This is a genomic window from Mesorhizobium sp. M1399 (assembly GCF_040317735.1).
Lineage (GTDB): Bacteria > Pseudomonadota > Alphaproteobacteria > Rhizobiales > Rhizobiaceae > Mesorhizobium.
Map to the genome: position 1 here is coordinate 1 of NZ_JAMYKZ010000014.1, position 24,697 is coordinate 24,697.

At 62.4% G+C, this 24,697-nt stretch carries 21 protein-coding genes and 1 pseudogene; 9 read left to right on the forward strand and 13 right to left on the reverse strand.

Translation table 11 applies throughout. The features are described 5' to 3' along the window. From NKH05_RS23520 to ypfJ, 3 genes are all read right to left on the reverse strand, one after another. The coding region (locus NKH05_RS23520; RefSeq protein WP_353026201.1) for an alpha/beta fold hydrolase at window positions 1–1,061 on the reverse strand (1,061 nt) is incomplete at its 3' end. A 309-nt stretch (window positions 1,062–1,370) separates the two neighbouring features. Beyond that, entirely contained in the window at window positions 1,371–2,636 is a 1,266-nt protein-coding gene (locus NKH05_RS23525) for a TCR/Tet family MFS transporter (protein ID WP_023719350.1), read from the reverse strand. Between the two features lie 152 nt (window positions 2,637–2,788). Then, entirely contained in the window at window positions 2,789–3,709 is a 921-nt protein-coding gene (gene ypfJ / locus NKH05_RS23530; RefSeq protein ID WP_023719351.1) for a KPN_02809 family neutral zinc metallopeptidase, read from the reverse strand. 206 nt (window positions 3,710–3,915) lie between these two features. Between ypfJ and NKH05_RS23535 the strand changes: the two genes are divergently transcribed. After that, entirely contained in the window at window positions 3,916–5,964 is a 2,049-nt protein-coding gene (locus NKH05_RS23535) for a hypothetical protein (protein ID WP_023719352.1), read from the forward strand. Between the two features lie 34 nt (window positions 5,965–5,998). On the opposite strand, the gene mntR is transcribed toward NKH05_RS23535, so the two are convergent. Continuing rightward, the gene (gene mntR, locus NKH05_RS23540; RefSeq protein ID WP_023678308.1) at window positions 5,999–6,454 is read right to left on the reverse strand and encodes a manganese-binding transcriptional regulator MntR; all 456 of its coding nucleotides are present in this window, start codon (window positions 6,452–6,454) and stop codon (window positions 5,999–6,001) included. Between the two features lie 236 nt (window positions 6,455–6,690). Here mntR and NKH05_RS23545 point away from each other — a divergent pair, with 236 nt between their 5' ends. Together NKH05_RS23545 and NKH05_RS23550 are read left to right on the forward strand one after the other, a co-directional pair. Beyond that, entirely contained in the window at window positions 6,691–8,058 is a 1,368-nt protein-coding gene (locus NKH05_RS23545; protein ID WP_352483177.1) for an Nramp family divalent metal transporter, read from the forward strand. 151 nt (window positions 8,059–8,209) lie between these two features. Then, window positions 8,210–8,863: a dihydrofolate reductase family protein gene (locus NKH05_RS23550; protein WP_352592401.1), complete on the forward strand. Its 654-nt coding sequence runs from the start codon at window positions 8,210–8,212 to the stop codon at window positions 8,861–8,863. Between the two features lie 55 nt (window positions 8,864–8,918). On the opposite strand, the gene NKH05_RS23555 is transcribed toward NKH05_RS23550, so the two are convergent. Continuing rightward, window positions 8,919–9,788, reverse strand: a complete 870-nt coding sequence (locus tag NKH05_RS23555; protein WP_352592404.1) for a LysR family transcriptional regulator — start codon at window positions 9,786–9,788, stop codon at window positions 8,919–8,921. 92 nt (window positions 9,789–9,880) lie between these two features. On the opposite strand from NKH05_RS23555, the gene NKH05_RS23560 reads away from it, so the two are divergent. Next, window positions 9,881–10,480 carry a LysE family translocator gene (locus tag NKH05_RS23560; RefSeq protein WP_352494934.1) on the forward strand — a complete coding sequence of 200 codons (600 nt, stop codon included), beginning with the start codon at window positions 9,881–9,883 and terminating at the stop codon, window positions 10,478–10,480. Between the two features lie 11 nt (window positions 10,481–10,491). Here the strand turns inward: NKH05_RS23560 and NKH05_RS23565 are convergent, their stop codons facing one another. Then, the gene (locus NKH05_RS23565; RefSeq protein WP_352494933.1) at window positions 10,492–11,283 is read right to left on the reverse strand and encodes an SDR family NAD(P)-dependent oxidoreductase; all 792 of its coding nucleotides are present in this window, start codon (window positions 11,281–11,283) and stop codon (window positions 10,492–10,494) included. Between the two features lie 196 nt (window positions 11,284–11,479). Here NKH05_RS23565 and NKH05_RS23570 point away from each other — a divergent pair, with 196 nt between their 5' ends. Beyond that, a complete protein-coding gene (locus NKH05_RS23570; RefSeq protein ID WP_352858277.1) occupies window positions 11,480–11,938 on the forward strand; it encodes a MarR family winged helix-turn-helix transcriptional regulator in 459 nt (152 codons plus the stop codon). A gap of 38 nt (window positions 11,939–11,976) precedes the next feature. Here NKH05_RS23570 and NKH05_RS23575 read toward each other — a convergent pair whose 3' ends face one another. Beyond that, window positions 11,977–13,155: an MFS transporter gene (locus NKH05_RS23575; protein WP_023719359.1), complete on the reverse strand. Its 1,179-nt coding sequence runs from the start codon at window positions 13,153–13,155 to the stop codon at window positions 11,977–11,979. 182 nt (window positions 13,156–13,337) lie between these two features. On the opposite strand from NKH05_RS23575, the gene NKH05_RS23580 reads away from it, so the two are divergent. Then, entirely contained in the window at window positions 13,338–13,694 is a 357-nt protein-coding gene (locus NKH05_RS23580) for an ArsR/SmtB family transcription factor (protein ID WP_353026203.1), read from the forward strand. A gap of 90 nt (window positions 13,695–13,784) precedes the next feature. Next, a complete protein-coding gene (locus NKH05_RS23585; protein WP_352592410.1) occupies window positions 13,785–14,531 on the forward strand; it encodes a metallophosphoesterase family protein in 747 nt (248 codons plus the stop codon). A 116-nt stretch (window positions 14,532–14,647) separates the two neighbouring features. On the opposite strand, the gene NKH05_RS23590 is transcribed toward NKH05_RS23585, so the two are convergent. Further along, window positions 14,648–17,059: a DNA/RNA non-specific endonuclease gene (locus tag NKH05_RS23590; protein ID WP_352858270.1), complete on the reverse strand. Its 2,412-nt coding sequence runs from the start codon at window positions 17,057–17,059 to the stop codon at window positions 14,648–14,650. A gap of 47 nt (window positions 17,060–17,106) precedes the next feature. Here NKH05_RS23590 and NKH05_RS23595 point away from each other — a divergent pair, with 47 nt between their 5' ends. Together NKH05_RS23595 and carB are read left to right on the forward strand one after the other, a co-directional pair. Further along, window positions 17,107–18,210, forward strand: a complete 1,104-nt coding sequence (locus NKH05_RS23595) for an SH3 domain-containing protein (protein WP_352494929.1) — start codon at window positions 17,107–17,109, stop codon at window positions 18,208–18,210. A gap of 234 nt (window positions 18,211–18,444) precedes the next feature. Continuing rightward, complete coding sequence (carB, locus tag NKH05_RS23600; RefSeq protein WP_352856894.1) at window positions 18,445–21,948, forward strand: carbamoyl-phosphate synthase large subunit; 3,504 nt, start codon at window positions 18,445–18,447, stop codon at window positions 21,946–21,948. 1 nt (window position 21,949) lies between these two features. On the opposite strand, the gene NKH05_RS23605 is transcribed toward carB, so the two are convergent. From NKH05_RS23605 to NKH05_RS23620, 5 genes and pseudogenes are all read right to left on the reverse strand, one after another. After that, on the reverse strand, window positions 21,950–23,113 hold the full coding sequence (locus tag NKH05_RS23605; protein ID WP_352639954.1) for a branched-chain amino acid ABC transporter substrate-binding protein: 1,164 nt from the start codon (window positions 23,111–23,113) through the stop codon (window positions 21,950–21,952). Next, window positions 23,100–23,231, reverse strand: a complete 132-nt coding sequence (locus NKH05_RS23610; protein ID WP_302897169.1) for a hypothetical protein — start codon at window positions 23,229–23,231, stop codon at window positions 23,100–23,102. Before NKH05_RS23610 ends, NKH05_RS23605 begins: the two co-directional genes overlap by 14 nt. Window positions 23,232–23,370: 139 nt before the next feature. Further along, window positions 23,371–23,610 (reverse strand): annotated as a pseudogene (locus NKH05_RS33180) (Rid family hydrolase); the annotation flags it as partial. Between the two features lie 45 nt (window positions 23,611–23,655). Next, window positions 23,656–24,120 (reverse strand): hypothetical protein, encoded by a 465-nt coding sequence (locus NKH05_RS23615; RefSeq protein WP_352483164.1) that lies wholly within the window; start codon window positions 24,118–24,120, stop codon window positions 23,656–23,658. Then, window positions 24,121–24,504 carry a DUF6152 family protein gene (locus NKH05_RS23620; protein WP_352483163.1) on the reverse strand — a complete coding sequence of 128 codons (384 nt, stop codon included), beginning with the start codon at window positions 24,502–24,504 and terminating at the stop codon, window positions 24,121–24,123. Window positions 24,505–24,697: the final 193 nt, after the last annotated feature.

Sequence of the window (24,697 nt, forward strand, 5' to 3'; positions counted from 1 at the left end):
ATACCTACCCCCTTGAGTGGGTCGGCCTCGTGATTTTTGTATAAGAGCCAGGTCACCTGGGGTATGGTTCTGTGTTTTGCGGCTTCTACTCCGTTTGTTTTCGCTGCTCCCGGTCTGGGCGCGCCGGCGCCGGCGCGCTTCTCAATCAGCTCGGCAACCGCATCAGGATTGTCGGCCAGCACATAGTGGCTCGCATCGGGGATCTCGGCGCGCTCGACATGGCTCATGCCCTTGGCGCGGTAGCCGGCGAGGAAGGTCGGCAGCAGCGCAACAAAGGGGGACTTCTGGCCGAAGGCGATGACGAGCGGAACGGTGCTCGGCGCCGTCTGGGCGGCGTTCCATTCGGCATCGCTGGGGAAGGCGCGGTAGATCTCGAACGCGGCATGCAGTTGAGGCGCTCGATAGATGCGAAAATAGTATTTGCGTTCCTGCCTGGTGAACTTGCCGAAGTCGAGGAACCAGCCAAGCACGGCGGCCTGCCGACCGGGAACCACCTTTTCGGCGAGGCCGCCGGGCGCCTGGATGAAACCGATATGCCACGTGCCCGACATCGCCTTGTCCCAGCCGTCGATGCCGGGCATCGGAACATCGAGGATCATCGCACCGCGCAGCGTGTCGGGAAAGCGCCTGACATAGGCATAGGTGACGATGCCGCCGAGGTCGTGACCCACCACATAGGGTTTTTCCAGATGCAGAGCGTCGGCAAGCCCATGGATCTGCGCCGCAAGATTGGCGGCTTCATAGCCGCCCCTGGCAGGCTCCGAGCGGCCTATGCCCGGCAGGTCGACGGCAACGACGGTGAAGCGTTGCGCCAGTCTCGGCATGACGGCCTGGTATTCGTTCCAATCTTCCGGAAATCCATGCACCAGGATAAGGGCTGGTCCGTGCCCGCCACGCAGGTAGTGCATGCTGCTGCCGTTCACCGCGGCTTTGGCCGAGGTGAACCCGGGCGGCACCTGACCTGCCCGTCCAGCAGGCGCCGCATGAGCCGCCGCTACAACGAGCACCGCGCAGACAGCCACAGCCATGAGCGCCGCGCGATGAAGTATCCGGTTCAACATGTTGCTCTCCTCTCGTCTTCGATCCAGGCCCCGCGTTTGTTGCTTCTGACGTAAACTAGGGCGGGAGTTCGAATGGTCAGAGTTACAAAATGCGGCGCGAATGCCTCGAGGCGGACTGCGCGATTACCGGAGTTGCGTTGTTGCCCTCATTCCTATTTTTTTTCAATGAAGCCATTAAAACCGGTCAACCGGTCTGTTTAAGTCGCGCAAAGAGAAGAAGGCTCCCGAAGAACCAGTGTGACGGGCATTTCGTTGGCCGGATCTGTCTCCACAGCCCGTCCTTGGTCAGGGCGATGCGGCCGTCATGGCTCATATCTGTGCTCCGTCTTCAGCAACGCCGGACGTGACGTTTCTGAGCGCCGCCGGCTTGGCTACTTTCGTGACGAAGACGATGAGCGCCAGCGTCAGGAAAATCGCGCCGAGCAGGTAGGGTGCGCCGCCGAAGGTCACGGGCGCGTTCGGCCCCGTGAACCAGGAAAAGATCGCCGTATAAAGCAGCGGCGTGATGATCGAGGTGATCGAGAAGATCGACGTCATCGCGCCCTGGAGTTCGCCTTGTGCCGAAGGCGGCACCTTGGCGGCGGCAAGGCTCCTGAGCGGCGGATCGGCCAACGCCTCGAGGCAGCCGACGACGATCACTGCATAGATCATCCAGCCTTGCGACGCGAATGCGTAGCCGAAGGCGCTGAGTGCCGTAAATGCCAGACCGATTACCGCCGTCTTCCACTCACCGAGCTTGGGGATCACGCGCGGCAGGACCGTCGCCATGACGATAGCCCCGCACAGGCCGAAGGCACCGAGCGAGAAGCCGATCTGTTGTTCGCTCCAGCCATAGCGATAACTGGAGACGAACGACCAGACCGCAGGATACATCATGTGCCCCAGCGTCATCAGAAAGAAGACAAGCCCGATCCAGCCGATGCCTTCGTAGTTGCGCATCTGGACGAGCGTGCCGACCGGGTTCGCGCGTTTCCACTCGAAGCGGCGACGATGCTTGCTATCAAGCGTTTCCGGCAACAGAAACAGCGCGATCAAAAAGTTTACGAAGGCAAGCCCGGCAGCGAAATAGAATGGCACGCGCGGCCCGAACGTGCCGAGCAACCCGCCCAGAACCGGCCCGATGACGAAGCCGACGCCGAAAGCGATGCCAAGCAGGCCGAAATTCTTCGCACGGTTCTCGTCGGTCGAGATATCGGCGATGAATGCCGATGTCGTGGAATAGCTGGCGCCGGAAATGCCGGCCAGCACACGCCCGATGAACAGCATCGGATAGGACCAGGCGATGGCACAGATCAGATTGTCGATGGAAAACGTCAGCACGGAGGCGAGCAGAATCGGCCGTCGTCCGAACCGGTCGCTCAACCCGCCCATCACTGGTGCGAAAATGAACTGCATCGCCGCATAGGCGAAGAACAGCCAGCCGCCCTCGATAGCCGCCTCACTGATGCCGACGCCGGTCAATTCTCTGAGATAGGCCGGCAGCACCGGCATGATGATGCCGAAGCCGATGATGTCGAGCAGCAGGGTGGTGAAAACAAGCGCAAGGCCCCGCCTGGCGGTTTTGGGGTCTATCATGATGGTATCTCCTCGGGCCGCCCGGGGCGAAGGCGAACGCACCTTATAGGCGAACACATCGCTGGGAACAATGAGGGAACGGGCAGGGTGTTTTCATCCTGACATCCCCTGACTGCTATCCAGTCTCTCGGATTCGCGAGAAAACCGTCGGCTCAGATCGGATTGTTGAACGTGTCGCAGTCCGAAAGCTTGCCGTTCTGGAAGCCTCGCGCCAGCCAGGCCTGCCGCTGCTGCGACGTGCCGTGGTTGAAGCTTTCCGGCACGACGTAGCCCTGCATCTTCTTCTGCAGCGTGTCGTCGCCGATCTGCTTTGCGGCGTTCAATGCCTCCGCCATGTCGCCCTGTTCCAAAATGCCCTTCTGGCCGGTGAAATGTGCCCAGATGCCGGCAAAGCAGTCGGCCTGCAGCTCGACCTGCACCGACATGTGGTTGGCGTCGGCCTCGCTCATATTCTGCCGCATCTGGTTGAATTTGGGCAGGATGCCGACGAGGTTCTGCACGTGATGGCCGACCTCATGCGCAATAACATAGGCCTGTGCGAAATCGCCCGAGGCACCGAACTGCTGATCGAGTTGCTGGAAGAAGGTGGTATCGAGATAGACCTTGCGATCGTTGGGACAGTAGAATGGTCCGGCCGCTGACGAGGCCGAACCGCAGGCGGAGCGAATCTGGCCGCTGAACAGGACCAGTTTTGGATCTTGATAGGTCAGGCCCTCGGACTGGAAAATACCAGTCCAGGTATCCTCGGTCTCGGCCAGCACGGTCGACACGAACTGCTTCATCTCGTCGGAGGCCGGCGCACCGGTACCGCCGCCTTGCTCGCCGCTATTGTCGGTGATCTGGCCGCCGCCGCCGGGCTGCAAGCCGCTGTTATCGAGGATCTGACTCGGGTCGAAGCCGAAATACCACCCTGCCAGGAAAATCAATCCTACGATGATGATGCCCGACATGCCGCCGCCGCCGGCGCGACCTCCGATCGGGATGCGAAACTGCCCCGGCCCGCCGCCAAGCCCGCCGCTCTGGCCGCGCTCGTCCTCGACATTGTCACTCTGACGACGGCCCTTCCAGAGCATGGCAACCCCCGTGATGCATGTTTGCAATCAACCCGCCGATGTCCTGGCCGGTTCCAACCCAGCAAACAATTATCCCAATGGTTACGCCAAGTCACAGTATTTTTCGCGCTAATAAGCAATGCCGGCTGACGCGGGTCTGCTCTGGCTTAGACGTCGCAAGGTCTGTAGCATCCACCGTGGCTGTGGAAGCGAGGGGGCGCTTGCGGATGATCGGGCGGGTTCTGTTGCTGTTTGCGGCATTGTCTTGCCTAGGCCCCGTGCCGGCCAGCGCCGTCACTCTCGATTCCAGTGTCGCAATCACCGATCCCGAGACCTTGCAGGCGCTCGAGCGCGGCGGGCTATCGATCAGCCGTCTGCTTGGGCCAGCGCTCGGACTGACACGCGACGTCGACAATCGCGGGCTGTTTTCGGTGCGCGCGCTGAGCCCGGTCCGCAACGCCGTCAAACAGCAGATCGTAGACGAACCAAGGAACAGCCCCGACTCCTATGTAACCGCTCTGGCAAACTCGAAAGACATCACCCAGAAGTTCAATCCGAAATACATCGACGACGACGGTTCGACGCTGGACCTGACCGGCATCGTCAATCGCATGGATCGCGGCTATCTCGGCCACACCGAATGCGGCGAGATCAGGCTGATCTACCGCTTCCACTATTCGGTCGAGGAGAAGCCTGGGCAACGCATCTCGTCGCGCCTGCCGCTGACCCTGAGCCTGGTCTTCAACGCCATACCGGCTTCGGCACAGATTCGCGCCTCGAAGGACCGTCCGCGCTCGGCTAACGGTTCCTGCGCGGACGTGGCGAAGCGCTGGCTTGTCGCCGGGCAGAAGAATCTGGAGCCGGATCAACTGGCGGCCTGGCTGCGCTCGGAAGAAGGCCCGCTTTCCAGCGCGATGTTGAATTCTTCGCAGATCATGCGGCTCGAGCTCAACATGCAGGTCGTGCGCCTATCGGCTTCGAGCCGGCGCGATTTCGGCGGCCACGCTGAGTATCTGTTGAAGATATTCAAGTGGGACCCGGCCAAAGCCATTTTCCAGGAAGCGAAAATGGAGAACCAGATCGACCGCAAGCTGGTGCTGGCCGACAGGCAAACCTTCGAAAGATGGCTGCTCACCGATCGCAACATCTATGATCTCGACCGTGGCCGCCTGGTGATCGACGAAAAATTCCTCGCGACCACCGCGGTTTCGGTGGCACCCGGCGGTATGAGCCGGTCGCAAAACAATTTGGCTTTTGGGCTGCTCGACGACGATGCTATCGACAAAGCGCTCAAGGACTATGTCGCAAAGGGCAATACGCTTCGCACCGTCAAATCGGTGGCCGGCTTCAATCTGCGCCTCAACGAGATGACCTGCACCGGCTGTCACCAGACGCACGGCATCGCCGGGTTCCATTACACCGGCGCCGACCCGGCCAGCGAACCGCGCCGCAACGCGGTGTTCGTGCCGGGCTCGGCTGTGTTTTTTGCCGACCTGCCGCGCCGCCGCGCCATTGTCGAGTCGTTCGCCGCTGGCAGACACCCGGATTTCAGCCGCGGCTTTGCCGGCCGTCCGGAGGCAAAATACGCCGAAGCGCTGAAAGGCACCGATCTCTACAATGGATGGGGCTCGATCTGCTATCGCGGCGCCGACCCAAGTTTCGTGGACTGGACCTGCGACGAAGGCCTGCGTTGCGCCGGGGTCCACGAGAGCGCCATCCATCCGGGCTTTGGTACCTGCGTCAGCGAGGCCGGCACCGCAGTCGGCGATCCGGTGGAGTTCGGCGAGATCAGGATGTCGAAATGGGGCAACGACCAATATTGCCGTCTGTCACCGGCAACCGCGAAGGCCTGCGCCATCGACCCGGCCAGGGACAGAAAACCGCCGATAAAGCTCGCCGGCTATGGCGCGGCGCGCCAGCGTTACGATAATCCCGAGCAGAAGACTGGCGGCTTTCCCGGCGGCATGCTGCGCAAGGCGACCTGCGAAAAGCTGCCCGACGAGGCAAGCTGCGGCCGCCTCGCCAAGACCGGCTTCAACGACTGCATAGGCTCCGGCAAGGACCACGAATTCTGCACCAGGGAATTCACCAAGACCGCTGGCCTGCGTGCTTGCGACAAGGCCCATCCCTGCCGCGAGGACTATATCTGCACCGCCGGTTTTGACGATCTGCCGGAAGCAAAGCCCGGCAAGGGCACTTGCATCCCACCCTATTTCATCTTCCAGTTTCGCGTCGATGGTCACCCGCGCAACTGGGTGCAGGATACGAACGAGTGAGCAGGTCAGTCGCACTGCATATCGCTTCGATCAATCAGCGGGCGGCGATTATTGCCTTGCGAAAGGCTTCGAGCGTCTCGGCGCTGACATGGTGCTCGATGCCTTCGGCGTCGATGCGCGCCGTCTCGGCGCTGACGCCGAGCGAGCGCAGGAAAGCCTCGACCGTCTGGTGGCGAATGCGGCTCTCTTCCGCAACCTTCCGCCCGGCATCGGTCAGGAACACGCCGCGATAGGGTTTCCGGGAGACCAGCCCGTCTGCGCACAGCCGCGTCAGCATTTTCGCCACCGTCGGCTGGGCGACGCCGAGCCGTGCCGCGATGTCGACCTGGCGCGCCTCGTTGCCGTCCTCGATCAGGTCGGCGATGAGCTCGACATAATCCTCGACCAGCGCGCTGCGGCGCGCTTCACGCGTCTGCCGGAACCCTTCCGAGTGGATTTCTGCGTCAGGCAGCGGCTTTTCGCGAGGAACCGGTCTTTTCTTCAGCGCCAATACGCGCTCCTCCCGGCAGTTTGAATCGGCATTGCAGTCATAACACGGAACCCTATTGGTTCTGGCCGTTTATTTCCATTCGGTGGCCGGCGCAACCGGCGTTCACTGCCGTTCCGGTCGCACCGTCAAGTGGGCACACGAAAAAGCATGAACAATGAAATATAGCATATTGCATAATGTTCAGCCGTGGCATAGATAAGGAGACAACATCGATCGTTCCAGTGGAAAGCCATTTCATGTCGGAAGCCGAAGCCACCTCAGCCCCCCGATCCATGTGGCGATTTGCCCGCCCGGAAGACGACGAGCAGCCCAGCCTTCGCGAAGTCAACGCAACGATCGCGGTGCCGCACTCGGGGATCTGGCTTCGCCGGCTGTTCGCCTTCGTGGGGCCGGGCTACATGGTTTCGGTCGGCTACATGGATCCGGGCAATTGGGCGACCGACCTCGCCGGCGGTGCCCAGTTCGGTTACACGCTGCTATTCATTATCATGTTGTCGAACCTGATGGCGATCCTGCTGCAGGCGCTCGCCGCCCGGCTCGGCATCGCCACCGGCCGTGACCTTGCGCAGGCGTGCCGCGCCTATTACCCGCGGCCGGTCAATTTCATGCTGTGGGTCGCTTGCGAACTGGCCATCATAGCGTGCGACCTGGCCGAGGTCATTGGCACGGCGATCGCCTTGCAACTGCTGTTCGGGATTCCGCTGATCGGCGGCGCCATCATCACCGCGCTCGATGCCTTCCTGCTGTTGTTGCTGATGAACAAGGGCTTCCGTTTCCTCGAGGCCTTCATCATAGCGCTTTTGATTATCATCTTCGGCTGCTTCGCCATTCAGATCTTTGCCGCCGCGCCGCCGGTCGGCTCCATCCTGCACGCCATGTTCGTGCCGTCGTCCGAGATCGTCACCAATCCGGCGATGCTTTACATTGCCATCGGCATCATCGGCGCCACAGTGATGCCGCACAATCTCTATTTGCACTCCTCGATCGTGCAGACCCGCGCCTACGAGCGCACCGATCGCGGCAAGCGCGACGCCATCAAATGGGCGACGACCGACTCGACCATCGCGCTGATACTGGCGCTGTTCGTCAATGCTTCCATCCTGATCGTGTCGGCGGTGGCGTTCCACGGCACTGGTCATCATGACGTCGCCGAGATCGGCCAGGCCTTCGAGCTGCTGTCGCCGCTACTCGGCCTCGGCATTGCTTCCATTCTGTTTGCCGTGGCGCTGCTTGCCTCCGGCCTGAACTCGACGGTGACGGCGACGCTGGCCGGCCAGATCGTGATGGAAGGCTTCTTGCGGCTGCGCATCCCGCAATGGGCGCGCCGCCTGCTGACGCGCGGCATCGCCATCATCCCGGTGGTGGTCGTCACCGCCCTCTATGGCGAGAAGGGCACCGGCCAGTTGCTGGTCTTCAGCCAGGTGATCCTGTCGATGCAGCTTCCCTTCGCGGTCGTCCCGCTGGTGCAGTTCGTCTCGGACAAGCGCAAAATGGGCAATTTCGCCATTTCCCGCGCCGTCGCCGTGCTGGCCTGGGTGGTTGCCGCCCTCATCCTGGTGCTCAACTTCAAGCTGCTCTACGATACGGTCGTCGGTCTGGGCTGAGCGTCTGCTCCAAACTGACGCAACTAAGGTCGGCAGTCATCCGCCCTTCCAGCCCTGGAAATTTGCCGGCCGCTGTCGGACAAATGTCCGTTCGCCCGTCCTTGGCTCGAAGTCCGGCCATGACGGCACGGATCAGGGAAAGGGAGCTCCAATGAGGAAGATCATCGCCGCAACATTCGTCAGCCTCGACGGCGTCATGCAAGCGCCCGGCGGCCCGCACGAGGACCCGGTCGGCGGCTTCAAGTTCGGCGGCTGGACGTTCCACTACTGGGACGATGTGATGGGCGCCGCCATGGGCGAGACGTTTTCAAAACCGTTCGCGCTGCTTCTCGGCCGCAAAACCTACGACATCTTCGCCGCCCACTGGCCTTATCAGAAGAATGACCCGATCGCCGACAGCTTCAACGCCGTCACCAAATATGTGGCGACGCACAGGCCAGATACGCTGTCCTGGCAAAACAGCCAGCCGCTCGGCAGCGACGTCGTGGCGACATTGCGCCGGATGAAGCAGGAGGACGGCCCGGACCTGCTCATTCAGGGATCGAGCGAGCTGATCCAGACCTTGCTCGCCAATGACCTGATCGACGAGATCAGCCTGCTGATTTTCCCGCTGGTGCTGGGCAAGGGCAAAAAACTGTTCGGCAGCGGCACAATACCTGCCGCCTTCAAGCTGACCCGCTCGCAGGCATCGACCACCGGTGTCATCATCGCGAGCTATGAACGCTCCGGCGAGATCAAGACCGGGTCCTTTGCCACGGAGCAGCCGTCCGAAGCCGAGATCGAGCGGCGCAAGAACTGGAAATAGAGGCTGCCGAGGCGATCAAGGACGGCTGAACACTGGCCGTCCTTTTTGCTGTTTTCTAAGCCGCCTCCCGTCGCCGTGCCAACCCATCGCGGAGGTGGCCCGCGAACGCCAGTGCAGCCGGCGCAAGGCCGTGCTTCGGCAAATGCAGATTGATCGAAAAATTCGGCAGCGACGGCAGTTCCGGATCGTTGGCCAAAATATCGAGGTCGGCAGGCACGGTCGACGCCAACCAGGTGGTGACGGCCAAGTCCGAACGCACCGTCGCCGTCGTCGCGTCGATGCTGCCGTTTTCGAATACGGTGCGCCATTCCAGGCCGTGCTCGTTAAGCGCCTCCAGCACCACCGGGCGGAACGCGCAGGTCTCGGCCACCATCGAAACCGGCAGGGGGCGCTTGCTGCGAGCCCCGCCGCCTTTGGCGCCGACCCAAACTAGCCGGTCGACAACAAGGCATTCGCCGGCCGACCGACCGATCGGCTCCTCGATCACCGCGAGCTCTATCGTGCCGGCCGCCAAGGCCGCAGCCAACTCCGGCGACGAAGCACAGATCAGCGAAATCTCGACCTGCGGATACGCCTCGGCATAGGCCTTGAGCACCGGCGCAAGCAAGGTGCCGACAAGGTCATACGGCACGCCAAGCCGCACCTGACCGGCAACCGCATCGCCCGCCATCTCCGCCAGGATCTCGTCATTGAGGGAAAGCAGGCGCTTGCCCTTGCCGAGCAATCGCTCGCCGGAGCGGGTCAACCGCAATGCACGCCGGTCGCGCTCGAACAGGCTGCAGCCAAGAACCTCTTCCAAGCGCTTGATATGTTGGCTGACGGCGCCTTGGGTCAAATGCAGCGCGTTGGCCGCTGCCGTCATGCTTGCCTTATCCGCAACGGTGACGAAGGTTCGGATCAAGGCGGTATCGAGATTGCGAGCCATCTGACTATTATGCTTCTTAATAGCAACCATTGCAAACATTGCATTTACTGATGAGCCAAAAGACCTACCGTGCAGGCTTCAAAGGAAGCAGCATGCTTGAAACCGTCCTTCCCCTCGTCCTGTTCGCGCTGGTCTCAACCTCAACGCCCGGCATGGCCACGACCTTGTCGACGGCGTCCGGCGCGCAGTTCGGCTTTCGCCGCTCTATCCCGCTGATGGCCGGAAGTGCGGCCGGCCTGGCCACGGTGGCTGCGGCAGGTGCTGCCGGGCTCGCCGGTCTGCTGGCCGCCGCCCCTTCTTTGCAACTGGCAATGAAAATAGCCGGCACCCTCTATCTGGTATGGCTTGCCCTCAAGATCGGCCGCAGCGGCCCGCCCAATCTGAACGTGACCATGGCAAAGCCGAACAGCTTTTTGGGCGGCGCCGGCCTGCAATGGATGAACCCAAAGGGCTGGGCCATGGGGCTGGGAGCGGCGGCATCTTTTGCCGCGCTCGCCAGCGGGCCACTGCAGCTCGCCTTGCTGCTCGGCACGGTCTTCGGCCTTGCCGCGGCGCTATCGCTGGCGGCGTGGTGCGTGGCGGGCACGCTGCTCGCCCGGTTGCTGCGAACCGAGCGGCAGTGGCGCATCCTCAACGCCGTGCTTGGCTTGCTGCTGGCCGCCTCGATCATTCCGATGTGGCGGACAGCGTAAGACCAGTTATTTCAGGCAGCGTAGCGTGCCGCCGGCTTGCCGGCCAGCAGGCTACCGAAGAAGCCTTGTCGGACGCCAAGAAAGGCATCCACCCCGGCAACGTCGGCAAGACCCGGTGCCGTGAACGCTTCACCCTTGGCCAGGCCGGCAAGCGCGGCATCGACCAGATCGTCCGCAGTCATGACAATCTCTTGGGGCACATTGGCAATATCGCTTCCGGCGACTTCCCAGAACTCGGTCCGCGTGGCCCCCGGCAGCACGACCTGTACGGCTACACTGCTGTCGGCGACTTCCCGCTGCAGGGCCTCGGTGAAGTTGACGACATAGGCCTTGGTGCCGCTATAGATGCCGCCGAACGAGGTGTCGAAGGCCAGCACCGAGGCGATGTTGACGATGGCGCCGCGGTTGCGCGCCAATAGTCCCTGCAGCACCGCGCGCGTCAGCCGGGTCAGCGCCACCACATTGACCTTGATCATGCGCTCGGCGACATCGGCGTCGGCCGTTGCCACCACCTGCGCGCCGCCAAGGCCGGCATTGTTGACCAGCAGCGTCACGCTGTCGTCGGTTGATATCGCCTGTTCGACCCGTCGCAGATCGGCGTCGTCGGCCAGGTCGGCGCTGATGACGCTGACCTTGATGCCATACGCGTAGCGGAGCCTCTCCGCCAATTCCTCCAGCCGGTCGGCGCGCCGCGCCACCAGCACCAGATCATACCCTTGGCCGGCGAGCCGGTCGGCATAGACCGCCCCGATGCCGGAAGAGGCGCCGGTGACGACCGCCGTGCCTTTGTCCTGATTGCTCATTGTCTTGTTCCTTCTGGTTCGATCCCAAATGCCGGTGCCGCAGCGCAACACCCTTGCTTCGACTGGCAGATCGATTAATGGCATATGCCACTATCGATACGTAGGCATATGCCACCATCTTGTCAATCCGCGGAGCAAGGACTATTTCTGGTTTGCATCGAGGGTCCCTTCCGGTCCCCTCATCGGAAATCCGCCAATGTCCCAAACCACCCTGCCCGGCCTGGTGTTTTGCAACAACGCCATGCTACGCCGCGCAACGCGGAAACTCGGCCAGTTCTATGACGATGTGCTCGCGCCCTCCGGCATTAAGGCCACGCAGCAGGGCCTGCTCTATCAAATCCACGTCGGCAATGAACCGACCATGGGTGCCATTGCCGCAGCCCTCGTCATGGACCTGTCGGCCCTCGGTCATACGCTGAAGCCGCTGATCCGGGACGGTTATGTCGAGGCCTTCGCCGACCCTGCCGACCGCCGCATCAGGCGCGTCAGGCTGACACCGCAGGGCCGGACCAAGCTCGAAGAAGCTCTGAAGCTGTGGCAAGTCGCACAGCAGCGCTTCGAGGAGATGTTTGGAAAAGAGCAGGCGGCAAGCCTGCGAGCGGCGCTGGACGAAATCGCCGCGCTGGATTTTGACGCAGCGCCGGCCGCGAGTTGAATTATCGGCGGCCGGCAGCCAAGCTTTGCTAACAAGCCTTATTCGGCCGGCATCGCCACCGGACGTGCGGCCAGGTGTCCCGCCAGCATCACGCCCAAACCAATGATCGGGAATGCCGCCGCGACCACGCCGAGGTCGGCCGGTGCGCCATAGCGCAGCACCGCGGCGCCGACCACGGCCCCCAGTGCGACGCCGAGATAGAGCGCCGAAGCGTTCAGCGACAGCACGATGGGCGCGGCATCGGGCGCCAGCTTGATGATGCGGCTGGCCTGCGCCGGTGGGAACGCCCAGCCGACGATACCCCACGGCACCATCATGGCCATCAGTGCCGGCCCGGCGATCTCGCGCGGCAGGAATGTCGGGATCAGCGAAAACGTGACCAGCATGGCGGCACTCAGCGCCAGCGACCAGCAGACGGTGCGCGTCGCGCCGAAACGGTCGGCGGCCTGCCCACCGCCGATATTGCCGATGACCGCGCCGACGCCGAAGGCGAGCAGCATTCCGGGTAGCGCGATCGGGCTCAGGCCGCCGCCTTCGATGGCGAGCGGCGCGACAAAGGCAAAGACAGTGAAGGCGCCGATCAGTGCCAGGATCGTCGTCACCAGGATGGGCATGACGCCGGGGCGGAGTGCCGCTGCCAGCCGCATCCGGAGCGGTAGCCTGGTGCCGACGATGCCGCGCGGCAGCCGGTACCACAGGATCGCGCCGGCGAGCGCGCCAAGGCCGGCAATGGCAAAGAATGTGCCGCGCCAGCCGGCGACCGTCGCAACAAGCGCGCCAAGCGGCGCGCCGACCGCGACCGCAACCGTGGTGCCGCCGACGACCACGGCAATGGCGCGGGCGCGATGATGGTCGTCGACAAGCGCAACGGCCGTTCCCTGCGCGGTCGCCGCGAACAGGCCTGACGACAGCGCCATGACGATGCGCGCGATCAACAGCAATTCGAAGGAGGAACTCAGCGCCGCGGCGACGTTGCCCAACACGAAGAACACCAGCGTCCACAGGATGACGCGGCGCCGGTCCCATTCGCCAGTCAGCGTTGCCAGGATCGGCGTGCCGATCGCATAGGCGAGCGCAAACGCCGTGATCAGCGTGCCGGCGAGCGGAACGGAGATGGCGGCATCCTTTGCAATGTCGGGCAAAAGGCTGGAGATGACGAAACCTTCGGTCGAAATCGTGAATGATCCGAGCGCAAGCCAGATGAGGCGCTTATCCATGGCAATTTCCTTAGTTCAAAGGTTATTGAACAATTGGACATAACAGGGCATGATGTCAATGAGCTTGTGCAGACTAATCGAACCCTACTGACAGCCCTGTGTCAGGACAGGCCCGAATACCACCAGAACCGCGAAGGATCAGATGCGTTGAAATCGGCCCCGAATGTGCTTAATTCCTGGTCATGACCTTGCCCCATCCCACCGCCGACCAGATCAGCCTGCCGAACGTGCTTGCCGTGCTCGGCGACCCGACGCGACTGGCCATCGTGCGCTATCTCGCGAGCAAGGAGGGCGTGCCGCTGAATTGCAGCCGGTTCCTCGACCTCTGCTCGAAGACCAATCTGAGCTACCATTTGGCCAAGCTGCGTGAGGTCGGCGTCACGCGCACCGAGGCGGTTGGCACCAGCCGGCTGATCACGCTGCGCCGTGACGATCTCGACCGCCGCTTCCCGGGCCTGCTCGACAGCGTGATTGCCGCGGCCGGCGACGATGCATCGTTGCCGGCGGTCGGCGACCATGAGATCGAAGTCCGCGCCTAGAGCGACCCCGAAGCTGCATTCCGCTCTCGCCCGCTTCGCGAGGTGAGGAAGATAATTGTCCTCCAGCCATTCCAACAAACGGAGCCTGCCATGCGCATTGCCGTCCTCGCCGACATCCACGGCAATGTCCTGGCGCTCGACGCCGTGCTCGATGATCTGCGGCGACGCGGCGGCGCCGACCTCATCGTCAATCTCGGCGATTGCGTTTCCGGCCCTCTCTGGCCGCGCGAGACTATGGAGCGGCTCGAAGCGCTCGAGCTGCCGACGGTGCGCGGCAACCACGACCGCCGCGTTGCCTACGACACCGCCGACGAGACCATGTGGCCTTCCGACCGCTACGCGCATGAACGGCTGGCGGCAGCCCAGCGCGAGGCGCTGTTCGCGCTGCCCGTCACGCTGGAGGTGGCGCCTGGCGTGCTCGCCTTCCATGCCCGGCCCGACCACGATGAAAAATACCTGGCTGACGCGATAGTCGACGGCCGGCTGGTGCGCGCCCCACTGGCCGCCATCGAACGGCGACTCGGCGCGATCGATCCCGCCTGCCGCATCATGCTTTGCGGTCACAGCCACCGCAGCGAGCTGGTCCGCATTCCCGGCGGTCCGGTCATTTTCAATCCAGGCAGCATCGGCTGCCCGGCCTATCACGACGACACGCCGCCGGCGCATGTCTCCCAACAAGGCTCGCCGCACGCCCGCTATGGCATCGTCGACCTGCATCCCGATCGCTTCGAGGCCATCGCCGTCGATTACGACCATGAGGCGGCAGCGCGTCAGGCCGATCAGGCGGGACGGCCGGAATGGGCTCACGCGCTACGCACCGGCTTCATGCCGGGTTGACCGCGTTCATACCGGGCCGAACGAGGAACAGGCTGAGCTTGCCCATGCCAGGCTGAACGGATGACCGCCTTCGAGCGGCAGGCAAGCAGCCTAAATGGCCGCGACCGGTCCAATCTTCACTTGTCGGACGCGGATGGCTTCGATCGCCTGGCAGGACGTCGGGTTCTGGCCGCCGAAGTCTTGGCCGCCGAAGTCTTGGGCGATGAAGCCTTTGGCCGTGACGTACTGGGCGTTAGATGCCTTGGGTTGAAAGTCTGTGCGGGAGCCGATTCGGATCCGGCCCGAATGTCGGCGTCGCGCACCTGCTGGCCAAAGTTCAGGCCAGTCAGTTCTTCAATCTCGGCCACCGTCGAAAGGAACTCCGATACCCTGGCAATTTCAAGCGGGTCATCGAACGCCTCGGCACGCTCGCCGAACGCTTCGGGCATCACTTTCAAAACCGGCTTCTGGTCGGCCAGCAGCGCGATGGCGCGCAGGCCAGTTTGATCGGACCACAGCGCGATCTTCCAGAACTTGAGCGGAATATGGCTGTCGAAGCGGTAAGGAGGATCGTCCTCGCGGAACAGTGGGCCTGCAAACACCGTGACACGGCCTCGCGTCGTATAGGCGTTGCGCAGCACATAGGTTTCCACCGCGCGCCATCTCAGTTTCCCCTTGGAGCCGGGATGGTCAAGCGAGCTTCCCTGATTGAAAAAGCCGACTTGCGGCGCAGCATTGGGATAGAAGAACGTGTCCCGTTCTGCCGCGACCGCCTCCTGATCCACTCCCCATGCAGGGTCGCCGCGAAGCGTAATATGGCCCTTCTGGAACATTCGAGCTATTCGTTCCTTGGATTTTGGGACGGGAAATCCAGGCACATTCTGGCTCGAATAGAATTCCTGGGTCATCTGCTCGCCAGGGTCGATGCGACGGTCGGGCCGGAAAGCGTCGCTGGCTTCCGAACCGGAAATCGACTCTACCCCCAATTGGACAAGCGACGGGTTGTCGATGACGGTCTTGTCCTCACGATTGACCGCCTTGGTGCGGGATCCATCGATATTGCAGGCGGTGACGAAGGCAAGCCTGCGATCGGCGTTCATCAAGATCGAAAAATGATGATAACGCAATTCGTGTGGGTCCTCGCCCGGTTTGGCAAGGAGGTTTCTGGCCAACCGGTAGGGTGAATTGGCAACCGTCGGCATTGGCAGGACAAAGCCCGGTATGAAGCCGGGTTCATACCCTCCGCGATCGTCGAAATCCTCCGTTTTCCAACCCGCGGCCTCGGCGATGGCCACCTTCGCGGGTTCGCTTGCCGGGCCTTTGCCGTCGTTTCGTCTTGCATCGCCTCCGTCGCGGTCGATCAAGGGCGCCCGGACATTTATCTCGACGGGAAAAGTCCAGGTGACCGAGCCATCGGCGTTGTGTCTCGTCGCCGGTGGATTGTCATCCGGTTCCGGCCGCTGCACCGACTTGTCCAGCACATCTTCGCGAATGTCGGCGTTCAGCCGAACTGTCTCGTCCATCATGCGCGGCGTGCCGGCCCAAATCGCCAGAGCTTGCGAAACCGCCGATGCCGAGGAGCCCGGCAGCCTGGACTTTCTAGCGCCCAGATCGTCAACGATGGCGCTGATCCTTATGCCTTCGTTGATCTCGCGCGTCAGCGCATAGCCACCTATGCCCGTCACCTCGTGGAATGGCCCTGCCCAATGGTGCAGGGCAATTGGCTCCCATTCATTGTTGAAAACCGGTGAACCGGACGAACCCTGTTCGGTATCGGCAACATAGTGCAGCACTTGAACCGTTTCGTCGCGGGCCACCAGCCGGTTTTCACGCAGCACCAGTTCCTTGAAGCGGCCATCGGGGTGCTGAACGATGTTGGCGATTTCGCCAAGCATATGCTTGTCGCGCGCATCCGACAGCGAGATAAAACCGAACTCCCCCAGTTCCTTTGGGCCGGAACGCCGCTCGCCGACCCCGATCAGCGTATAGTCCAGACCCTCTATGCTATCGGTCACGAAACAGAATTCAGGATCGAGCAGGAACGTCGTCGGCGTGCGCACGGCATTCGCACCGTCCTGCTCATAATCGAACTGGACCTGGAAGCGCCGGGAATCTGCCGGCGACGAAATCACATGGTTGTTTGTGAGGAACAGCCTTGGCCCGACCAGAAAACCCGATCCTTGTGGATTGCCGTTGAGAAAGGCAACGCGGCCGACCGCATCGGCCACACGGCGCCCACGCTCCAGAAATGCGACACCGATGAAATCGAGCGTTGGGCCGAGAATTGCCTCCGGTCCTGGCTGTTTGGCGGCGGCCTTTCTCTCCCCGGCAGACCTCATGTCGATTGCTGCCGATATCATCTCCGCTTCGGTGCGGCTGAGCGACGCTTTTACCTGCAACCTGTCGAGTCGCCTGGAGAGGGTCTGTTCGGCGGCCAGCGGATTGCCGTTGGCGATGTGACCAAGTGAAGCCTCAATTTCCGCGCGCGTTTTCTTGATACGCTGGCGAACTATGTTTTCCACTTGCGCGAATATTTCAAGGTCGACCATCTTTCCCTCCCAAACCTTACTTGAGAGAGTGCATATTTACATGAAATGTGCAATATTTTGCCGGCTTTCAGCTCACGGAAGTGGCCTGCTCCGCGATTCAACACGCGGCACCTTACTCATTTTCGGGGCTTACACAGCGCCGCCTCGTCGCCTATAAAAACCGGCTGGCGTGCGATGGCGTTTCCGTGCCTGGCCGCGCCTTCGGCAATGCAACCTACCGCCCATGGCAGATGATTAGGCGCACAGTAACACTCCCGACGACGCTGCTTGCGGTGATTGCCGCTCCGCTGATGCTGGCGGGCCCGCCGGCCAGTGCCCAGGAGCCGGAGCCCATCATCTCGATTGTGACTGGTCTCGCTCCGGGTGATCTCCTGAACGTGCGCGCCACGGCATCGGCGATGGGCAAGATCGAGGCGCGGCTGCCGATTGGTTCGAGCTTGAAAAATCTCGGCTGCGGCGACGTCAGCGGCCATCGGTGGTGCAAGGTTGAAGACATTGACGACCCCAAGCTGAGCGGATGGGCGCCCGCGCGCTACCTCGACCCTATCAATCCCCAGCAAGTGACACCCCAGGCGGCGGCCAATACGGAGAGCCCTGCCTCTCAACCGCTGCCCGATCTGACAACGCGCCTCGGCGCGACCGCTCCCGAAACGGAGCTGAACTCCGCTGACGCAATCGGCAGGGTGGCGATCGAGGATGCTTACCGCCTGGCCCTGGCCGCTGGAAACCCCTCGACCGGACAGGTTGATGGATCGGCGCCCGCGGCAATGGGTCCCGTCCAAAATTTCGGCGCGGCCAACGCGGCGCCTCCGCCCGACGCACAGACCGTTGCGCGGCTTCAGCCGCCGGGGACACCGGTCCCTGGTGCTGGCAACGCCATCCCTTGCGCGCGCTATCTCGGCCAGCCGATGACCAACTGCAAGGCGGCGGTCGTGCGCACCGGCGACAAGACCGACGTGACCGTGACATGGCCCGATGGCGGCACGCGCATCATCAGCTTCAAGGCCGGCAAGCCGGCCGGCTCAAACGGGCCCGGCGAATTCCGCTTCACGCGCGAAGGCAGCCTGAACATGATCCGCATCGGTGCTTCCGAGCGGTTCGAGATCACGGATCAGTTGGCTGGGTTAGGGAATAAGGCAGTAGGGCAGTAGGGCAGTATGTTTAAAAGGGCCTACTCCCCTACTCCCCTACTCCCCTACTCCCCTACTCCCCTACTCCCCTACTGCCCTACTGCCCTACTCCCCTACTCGCATTTTAGGGGGTTACATCCGGCAAAACTCTTCCCTATAAGGCCCTCCTAGCCTGATACCAGAATCGCGAGCACAACCGGCCGGGTCATCCCGTCCGGCTTTTTGTGCAAGCCGCCCGCCGAACGGACCCTCGACATGCCAAGACGCACCGACATCAAGTCGATCCTGATCATCGGGGCCGGCCCCATCGTCATCGGCCAGGCCTGCGAGTTCGACTATTCCGGCACCCAGGCCTGCAAGGCGCTGAAGGAAGAGGGCTTTCGCGTCATCCTGGTCAATTCCAACCCGGCCACCATCATGACCGACCCGGAACTGGCCGATGCCACCTATATCGAGCCGATCACGCCCGAAGTGGTGGCCAAGATCATCGCCAAGGAGCGGCCCGACGCGCTGCTGCCGACCATGGGCGGCCAGACCGCGCTCAACACCGCTTTGTCGCTGCGCCGCATGGGCGTGCTCGACCGCTATCAGGTCGAGATGATCGGCGCCGACGCCACGGCCATCGACAAGGCCGAGGATCGCGCGCTGTTTCGCGAGGCGATGAACAAGATCGGCCTGGAAACGCCGAAGTCGATGTTGGCCAACGCCACCGACGTCAAGAATGCCGACCGCAAGACACACGAGGCCGAGCGCGCCGCGCTGAAGGCGGAAAAGCCCGAAAATCTCGACGCCGCGCTCGACGCGCTGGAGACGCGCTGGAACCTCGGCGAGGGCGACCGCAAGCAGCGCTACATCAGCCACGGCATGGCGATCGCAGCACAAGCGCTCGACCATGTCGGCCTGCCCGCCATCATTCGCCCGTCCTTCACCATGGGCGGCACCGGCGGCGGCATCGCCTACAACCGCGCCGAATTCTTCGAGATCGTCCAGTCCGGCCTCGACGCCTCGCCGACCACCGAAGTGCTGATCGAGGAGAGCGTGCTCGGCTGGAAGGAGTATGAGATGGAGGTTGTCCGCGACAAGGCCGACAACTGCATCATCATCTGCTCGATCGAGAACATCGACCCGATGGGCGTGCATACGGGAGACTCGATCACCGTCGCCCCTGCCCTGACGCTGACCGACAAAGAATACCAGATGATGCGCAACGCCTCGATCGCGGTGCTGCGCGAGATCGGCGTCGAGACCGGCGGCTCCAACGTGCAGTTCGCCGTGAATCCTGCCGATGGAAGACTCGTGGTGATCGAAATGAACCCGCGCGTCTCGCGCTCCTCGGCGCTCGCCTCCAAGGCGACCGGTTTTCCGATCGCCAAGATCGCCGCCAAGCTCGCCGTCGGCTACACGCTGGACGAGCTGGAGAACGACATCACCGGCGGCGCGACGCCGGCCTCGTTCGAGCCGAGTATCGACTATGTCGTGACCAAGATCCCGCGCTTTGCCTTCGAGAAATTCCCCGGCGCCGAGCCGGTGCTGACCACCTCGATGAAATCGGTCGGCGAGGTCATGGCCATCGGCCGCACCTTCCAGGAATCGCTGCAGAAGGCGCTACGCGGGCTGGAGACCGGCCTGACCGGCCTCGACGAGATCGAGATCCCCGGCATCGGCCACGGGAACGCGCCCGCCAGCCATGTCGACGACCGCAACGCTATCCGCGCCGCGCTCGGCACGCCGACGCCGGACCGGCTGCGCATGGTGGCGCAGGCGATCCGCATGGGCACCTCGCTGGAAGACGTGCATGCAATGTGCAAGATCGACCCGTGGTTCCTCGAGCAGATCGCCGGCATCCTCGACATGGAAGCCCGCATCCGCGAGCACGGCATTCCCGAGGATGCCACCAATCTGCGCATGCTGAAGGCGATGGGTTTCTCGGACGCCCGCCTCGCGTCGCTGGTCAGGAAAGACGTCGAAGAGATCCAGAAGATACGCGACAAGCTCGACGTTCATCCCGTCTACAAGCGCATCGACACTTGCGCCGCCGAGTTTGCCTCGCCCACCGCCTACATGTACTCGACCTACGAAGTGCCCTTTGCCGGCGCGCTCGCCAACGAGGCGCAGGTCTCGTCGCGCAAAAAGGTCGTCATTCTCGGCGGCGGCCCCAACCGCATCGGCCAGGGCATCGAGTTCGACTATTGCTGCTGCCATGCCGCCTTTGCGCTGCGCGACGCCGGCTTCGAGGCGATCATGGTCAACTGCAATCCCGAGACCGTGTCGACCGACTACGACACTTCCGACCGGCTCTATTTCGAGCCGCTGACGCCGGAGGACGTCTTGGAGATCCTGCGCGCCGAACAGGCCTCGGGCGAACTCGTCGGCGTCATCGTCCAGTTCGGCGGCCAGACGCCGCTCAAGCTCGCCGATGCGCTGGAGAAGGCTGGCATCCCGATCCTCGGCACCTCGCCCGACATGATCGATCTGGCCGAGGACCGCGACCGCTTCCAGAAGCTCTTGCACAAGCTCGGCCTCAGCCAGCCGAAGAATGGCATCGCCTATTCGGTCGAGCAGGCCCGCCTCGTCGCTGGCGAGCTTGGCTTCCCGCTGGTGGTGCGCCCGTCCTATGTGCTCGGCGGCCGCGCCATGCAGATCATCCACGACGAGAGCATGCTGCAATCCTATCTGCTCGACACCGTGCCCGGCCTGGTTCCGGAGGACATCAAGCAGAAATACCCCAACGACAAGACCGGCCAGATCAACACGCTGCTCGGCAAGAACCCGCTGCTGTTCGACACCTATCTGTCGGGCGCCATCGAGGTCGATGTCGATTGCCTCTGCGACGGCAGGTCGACCTACGTCTCCGGCATATTGGAGCACATCGAGGAGGCCGGCATCCATTCGGGCGACTCGGCCTGCTCGCTGCCGGTGCACTCGCTGCCTTCGGAGCTCGTCGACGAACTCGAGCGCCAGACGGCGGCCCTTGCCCGCGCGCTCAATGTCGGCGGGCTGATGAACGTGCAGTACGCGATCAAGGACGGCACGGTCTATGTGCTGGAGGTCAATCCGCGTGCGTCGCGCACCGTGCCCTTCGTCGCCAAGACCATCGGCCGGCCGATCGCAAAGATCGCCGCCCGCATCATGGCCGGCGAGAGCCTGGAAGACGCCTTCGCCCATTACGGCGCCATGCCCGACCCACGCAATCCCGGCCACATCGCGGTCAAGGAAGCGGTGTTCCCCTTCGCCCGTTTTCCGGGCGTCGACATCTTGCTTGGCCCGGAAATGCGCTCGACCGGCGAGGTCATGGGCCTCGACCGCGACTTCGCGCTGGCCTTCGCCAAGAGCCAGCTAGGCGCCGGCGTCGACCTGCCGCGCTCCGGCACGCTGTTCGTCTCGGTGCGCGACGAGGACAAGAAAGGCATCCTGCCGGCGGTCAAGCGGCTCGCCGGCCAGGGCTTCAAGGTGCTCGCCACCTCTGGCACCGCCCGCTTCCTCGCCGAAAACGGCGTCGCCGCCGAGAAAATCAACAAGGTACTGGAAGGCCGCCCGCACATCGAGGACGCCATCCGCAACCGCCAGGTGCAGATCGTCTTCAACACCACGGACGGCCAGAAGGCGGTATCGGATTCGAAATCGCTGCGCCGCGCAACGCTGATGCAGAAAGTGCCGTACTACACGACGCTGTCGGGTGCAGCTGCGGTGGCGGAGGCGATTGCGGCGCTGCGGGCGGGGAGTTTGGAAGTGCGGCCGCTGCAGGAGTATTTTGCGTAAGCTATGGGGATTGGAAATCCATCATGAGTGTGCCGTCTCCCCGCCTTTTCCAGACGTACATTGTTACGTCACGCTGATTTCGATCTCCCTTCGCGTCGAAGGTCAGGTTCCCCAACACGGTCGGAATTGGCTGGCCGGATTTTATAGAAGCCGCAACAGCCCTTGGCGCCTGACCACCTGCCATTTCGATACCCTTGGCCGCCACTTGGACTGCCGCATAGGACTTCAGCGTGTAGTCTGCCGGCTCGAATCCTTGAGAACGAAAGCGCGCGACAACGTCGGCTGCGGCAGGATTGCTCCGGTCCTCGAGCGAAAATGCTATTAGCACGCCTTCCAATGCGGGCCCCGCTTTCCCGGGCAGATCGTGAACTAGAGCTCCATCTCCGGAGATGAACTGAACCTTCAGCCCAGCTTCCTTGGTTTGGCGAACGAGCGGACCAAAATCGTCGGCAAGCCCCGCGAAGAAGAGAACTTCGATCTTCATCGATTTAAGTTTGCTGATGAGGTCTGCAAAATCGCCTTGGCCGGGTTTGATCTTTTTGGCCAGCTTTTCAGGATGCCCCTTTGCTCGCAGCGCTTTTCTTGCCTTGTTCGCTAAGCCATCACCATAGGGCGTACCATCGCTAACGATGGCAAGATTTTGTGCTGAGAAATGATCGGCCATATACTCGCCGGCAAACATCCCCTGAACATCGTCACGACCGACCGTGCGAATGACATTCCAAAGTTTGAATTCGGTAAGAGCGGGATTTGTCGACGCGGGGCTGACCATCAAAGTGTTGTTCTTGGCATAGATCATCGCGGCAGGGACAGAACTGCCTGAGTTGAAATGGCCGATAACAAAGCGAACCCCCTCTTTTGCCAATCTCTTGGCGAGGGCTATCGCGGTGGCTGGTGTATACTGATCATCGAGCACGGTGAGTACTATCTTGCATCCTCGTACCCCGCCCTTGGCATTAATGTCGTCTACTGCAAGTTGAGCGCCCCGCCGCATCTCCTCACCGTCGTACGCCCAATCGCCGGTCATAGGACCGACCACTGCCATGGGAATATCGGCGCATTTTGCAGTGGCGGGTTGAGGCAAAGCCATAAAAGCGACGAACATCGCCAGCGGCAGCCTGATCCATAAAAATGTCTGGTACTTTAGTAGGCTAATCCACAACATCGACGACGGCTTCCTTCACGATTTTGTTCTTTGTTCTCTCCAACTTGCTTGCAGCCTTGCGCATCCTAGTTACAGCTTCCTTCGCCTTGTCGCCGTCAATTGTGTCGCGTTTGATCACTTCATTTTCGACAAGCTGAAGCGACGAATTTTTTCGGCAGCTTGTTCATGACTCGCCCTCCCTATCCCCAGATGGATTTGGGGACGACTTTACTTTAAAGACAAGCGGAAATTATCCTGGAAGGGCAGAAGTTGACGCTTCACGCCACCGCCACGCACTCGATCTGGATATCAAACTCCATCGGCCACGAGGCCACCGGCACAAAACTCCGCGCCGGCGAGTTCGTCGAAAAATACTTCGCATAGACGCGGTTGATGGTTTGTAGAAGCCGGAATTGACGGCGTAGATGCGCACCATGACTATGTTTTCCAACGAGGTGCCGGCCGCTTCGAGGCAATGTTTCAGCGCCTTTCAGCCACGCCTCGGTCTGCGTTTCGAGCCACGAACCATCTCGCACGTTGCGAACGCCAGCGCCTCGCTCGCCTCAGCCGAGAAACCCAATAAACCGCCCGGCGAAAAGCACAGACGTCCACAGCATCAGCGAAAGCACAGCCAGCACGGCCGTGCCCCCACCAGCCGGCTCGTCACCGCCTTTTGCGCGGCGCATGAAGACGAGGAAATTGGCGCCGGCGAGGAGGATGAGTGTCATCTTGGTGAGGAAAATCGGCATCGCCGCATACTCGCTCGCCCTGACCGAAAACAGCAGCGAGCCCGTGACAAGCGCACCGCCGAACGCGCCCAATGCGGTGCGGCGCAGCAGCGCCACGAACGCCGCCTGCGGCAGCGACCGGAAGGCGCCCAGAATCCTGAGGTCGATCAGCCAGACGCTGGTCAGCAACGCGCCGATCGACATGATGTGCAGCGCATTGATTATGGGGTAGGCGACGAAGGAGGCCTTCAGCCCCCGCACCAAAGCGAGTTGCTCGATGCCGGCGAAAAACCCGTCCATTCAGGCCGGCGGCACGCGGTCGGGATAGACATCATAGGTCTTGCCGCCGACGATGATGCGGACTGCCTTCATGCGCTTTTCGCTCTCGTCGCGCGAGCGATGGCCGATCGCCGTCACCTCGTCGCTGACCTTGGCAACACCTTCCGTGAAGCCGGCAGCGATCGTGCGGGAGGGCGGAGCCATCTCCACCCGCCAGACCGCGCCCTCGGCGTCGACATCCAGCGTGGCGTGCGGGTTGCCGATATAGATGGCCGTGATCCGGCCCTTGAGTTCGAAAAACCCGTCCTGCGTCCACGACCAGCCATGATGGGCATAGGCTGCGGTGGCGGCGACAAGGATCACCGCCGCGGCCAGCGCGACGCTCCGGTTGAAAGGTGACTGCATCGCTCGTCTCCTCGGTTCCGGCATTAGAGGGTAGGTCAGCGCGCCGCAGCGTCAAATCACATGAGGGCCTTTTGGGCGCTGCGCTCCACAGCCATGGTAACGGCATGGATCCTAGGGTCTGCGCTCCGCGTTCGCTCCGCCCTAGGATGACGAAGCGAGGGGAGGTTTCCAGCCAATCTCCAACGTCCGCGAT

What these genes read in the sequence shown, in the direction of transcription:
- NKH05_RS23535 (WP_023719352.1), top strand. Translation starts at nt 3,916, where the DNA reads ATGATCGGGCGGGTTCTGTTGCTGTTTGCGGCATTGTCTTGCCTAGGC.
- ypfJ (WP_023719351.1), bottom strand. Translation starts at nt 3,709, where the DNA reads ATGCTCTGGAAGGGCCGTCGTCAGAGTGACAATGTCGAGGACGAGCGC.
- NKH05_RS23550 (WP_352592401.1), top strand. Translation starts at nt 8,210, where the DNA reads ATGAGGAAGATCATCGCCGCAACATTCGTCAGCCTCGACGGCGTCATG.
- NKH05_RS23565 (WP_352494933.1), bottom strand. Translation starts at nt 11,283, where the DNA reads ATGAGCAATCAGGACAAAGGCACGGCGGTCGTCACCGGCGCCTCTTCC.
- NKH05_RS23570 (WP_352858277.1), top strand. Translation starts at nt 11,480, where the DNA reads ATGTCCCAAACCACCCTGCCCGGCCTGGTGTTTTGCAACAACGCCATG.
- carB (WP_352856894.1), top strand. Translation starts at nt 18,445, where the DNA reads ATGCCAAGACGCACCGACATCAAGTCGATCCTGATCATCGGGGCCGGC.
- NKH05_RS23560 (WP_352494934.1), top strand. Translation starts at nt 9,881, where the DNA reads ATGCTTGAAACCGTCCTTCCCCTCGTCCTGTTCGCGCTGGTCTCAACC.
- NKH05_RS23590 (WP_352858270.1), bottom strand. Translation starts at nt 17,059, where the DNA reads ATGGTCGACCTTGAAATATTCGCGCAAGTGGAAAACATAGTTCGCCAG.
- NKH05_RS23615 (WP_352483164.1), bottom strand. Translation starts at nt 24,120, where the DNA reads ATGGACGGGTTTTTCGCCGGCATCGAGCAACTCGCTTTGGTGCGGGGG.
- NKH05_RS23585 (WP_352592410.1), top strand. Translation starts at nt 13,785, where the DNA reads ATGCGCATTGCCGTCCTCGCCGACATCCACGGCAATGTCCTGGCGCTC.
- NKH05_RS23545 (WP_352483177.1), top strand. Translation starts at nt 6,691, where the DNA reads ATGTCGGAAGCCGAAGCCACCTCAGCCCCCCGATCCATGTGGCGATTT.
- NKH05_RS23555 (WP_352592404.1), bottom strand. Translation starts at nt 9,788, where the DNA reads ATGGCTCGCAATCTCGATACCGCCTTGATCCGAACCTTCGTCACCGTT.
- NKH05_RS23580 (WP_353026203.1), top strand. Translation starts at nt 13,338, where the DNA reads ATGACCTTGCCCCATCCCACCGCCGACCAGATCAGCCTGCCGAACGTG.
- NKH05_RS23620 (WP_352483163.1), bottom strand. Translation starts at nt 24,504, where the DNA reads ATGCAGTCACCTTTCAACCGGAGCGTCGCGCTGGCCGCGGCGGTGATC.
- NKH05_RS23605 (WP_352639954.1), bottom strand. Translation starts at nt 23,113, where the DNA reads ATGTTGTGGATTAGCCTACTAAAGTACCAGACATTTTTATGGATCAGG.
- NKH05_RS23525 (WP_023719350.1), bottom strand. Translation starts at nt 2,636, where the DNA reads ATGATAGACCCCAAAACCGCCAGGCGGGGCCTTGCGCTTGTTTTCACC.
- NKH05_RS23575 (WP_023719359.1), bottom strand. Translation starts at nt 13,155, where the DNA reads ATGGATAAGCGCCTCATCTGGCTTGCGCTCGGATCATTCACGATTTCG.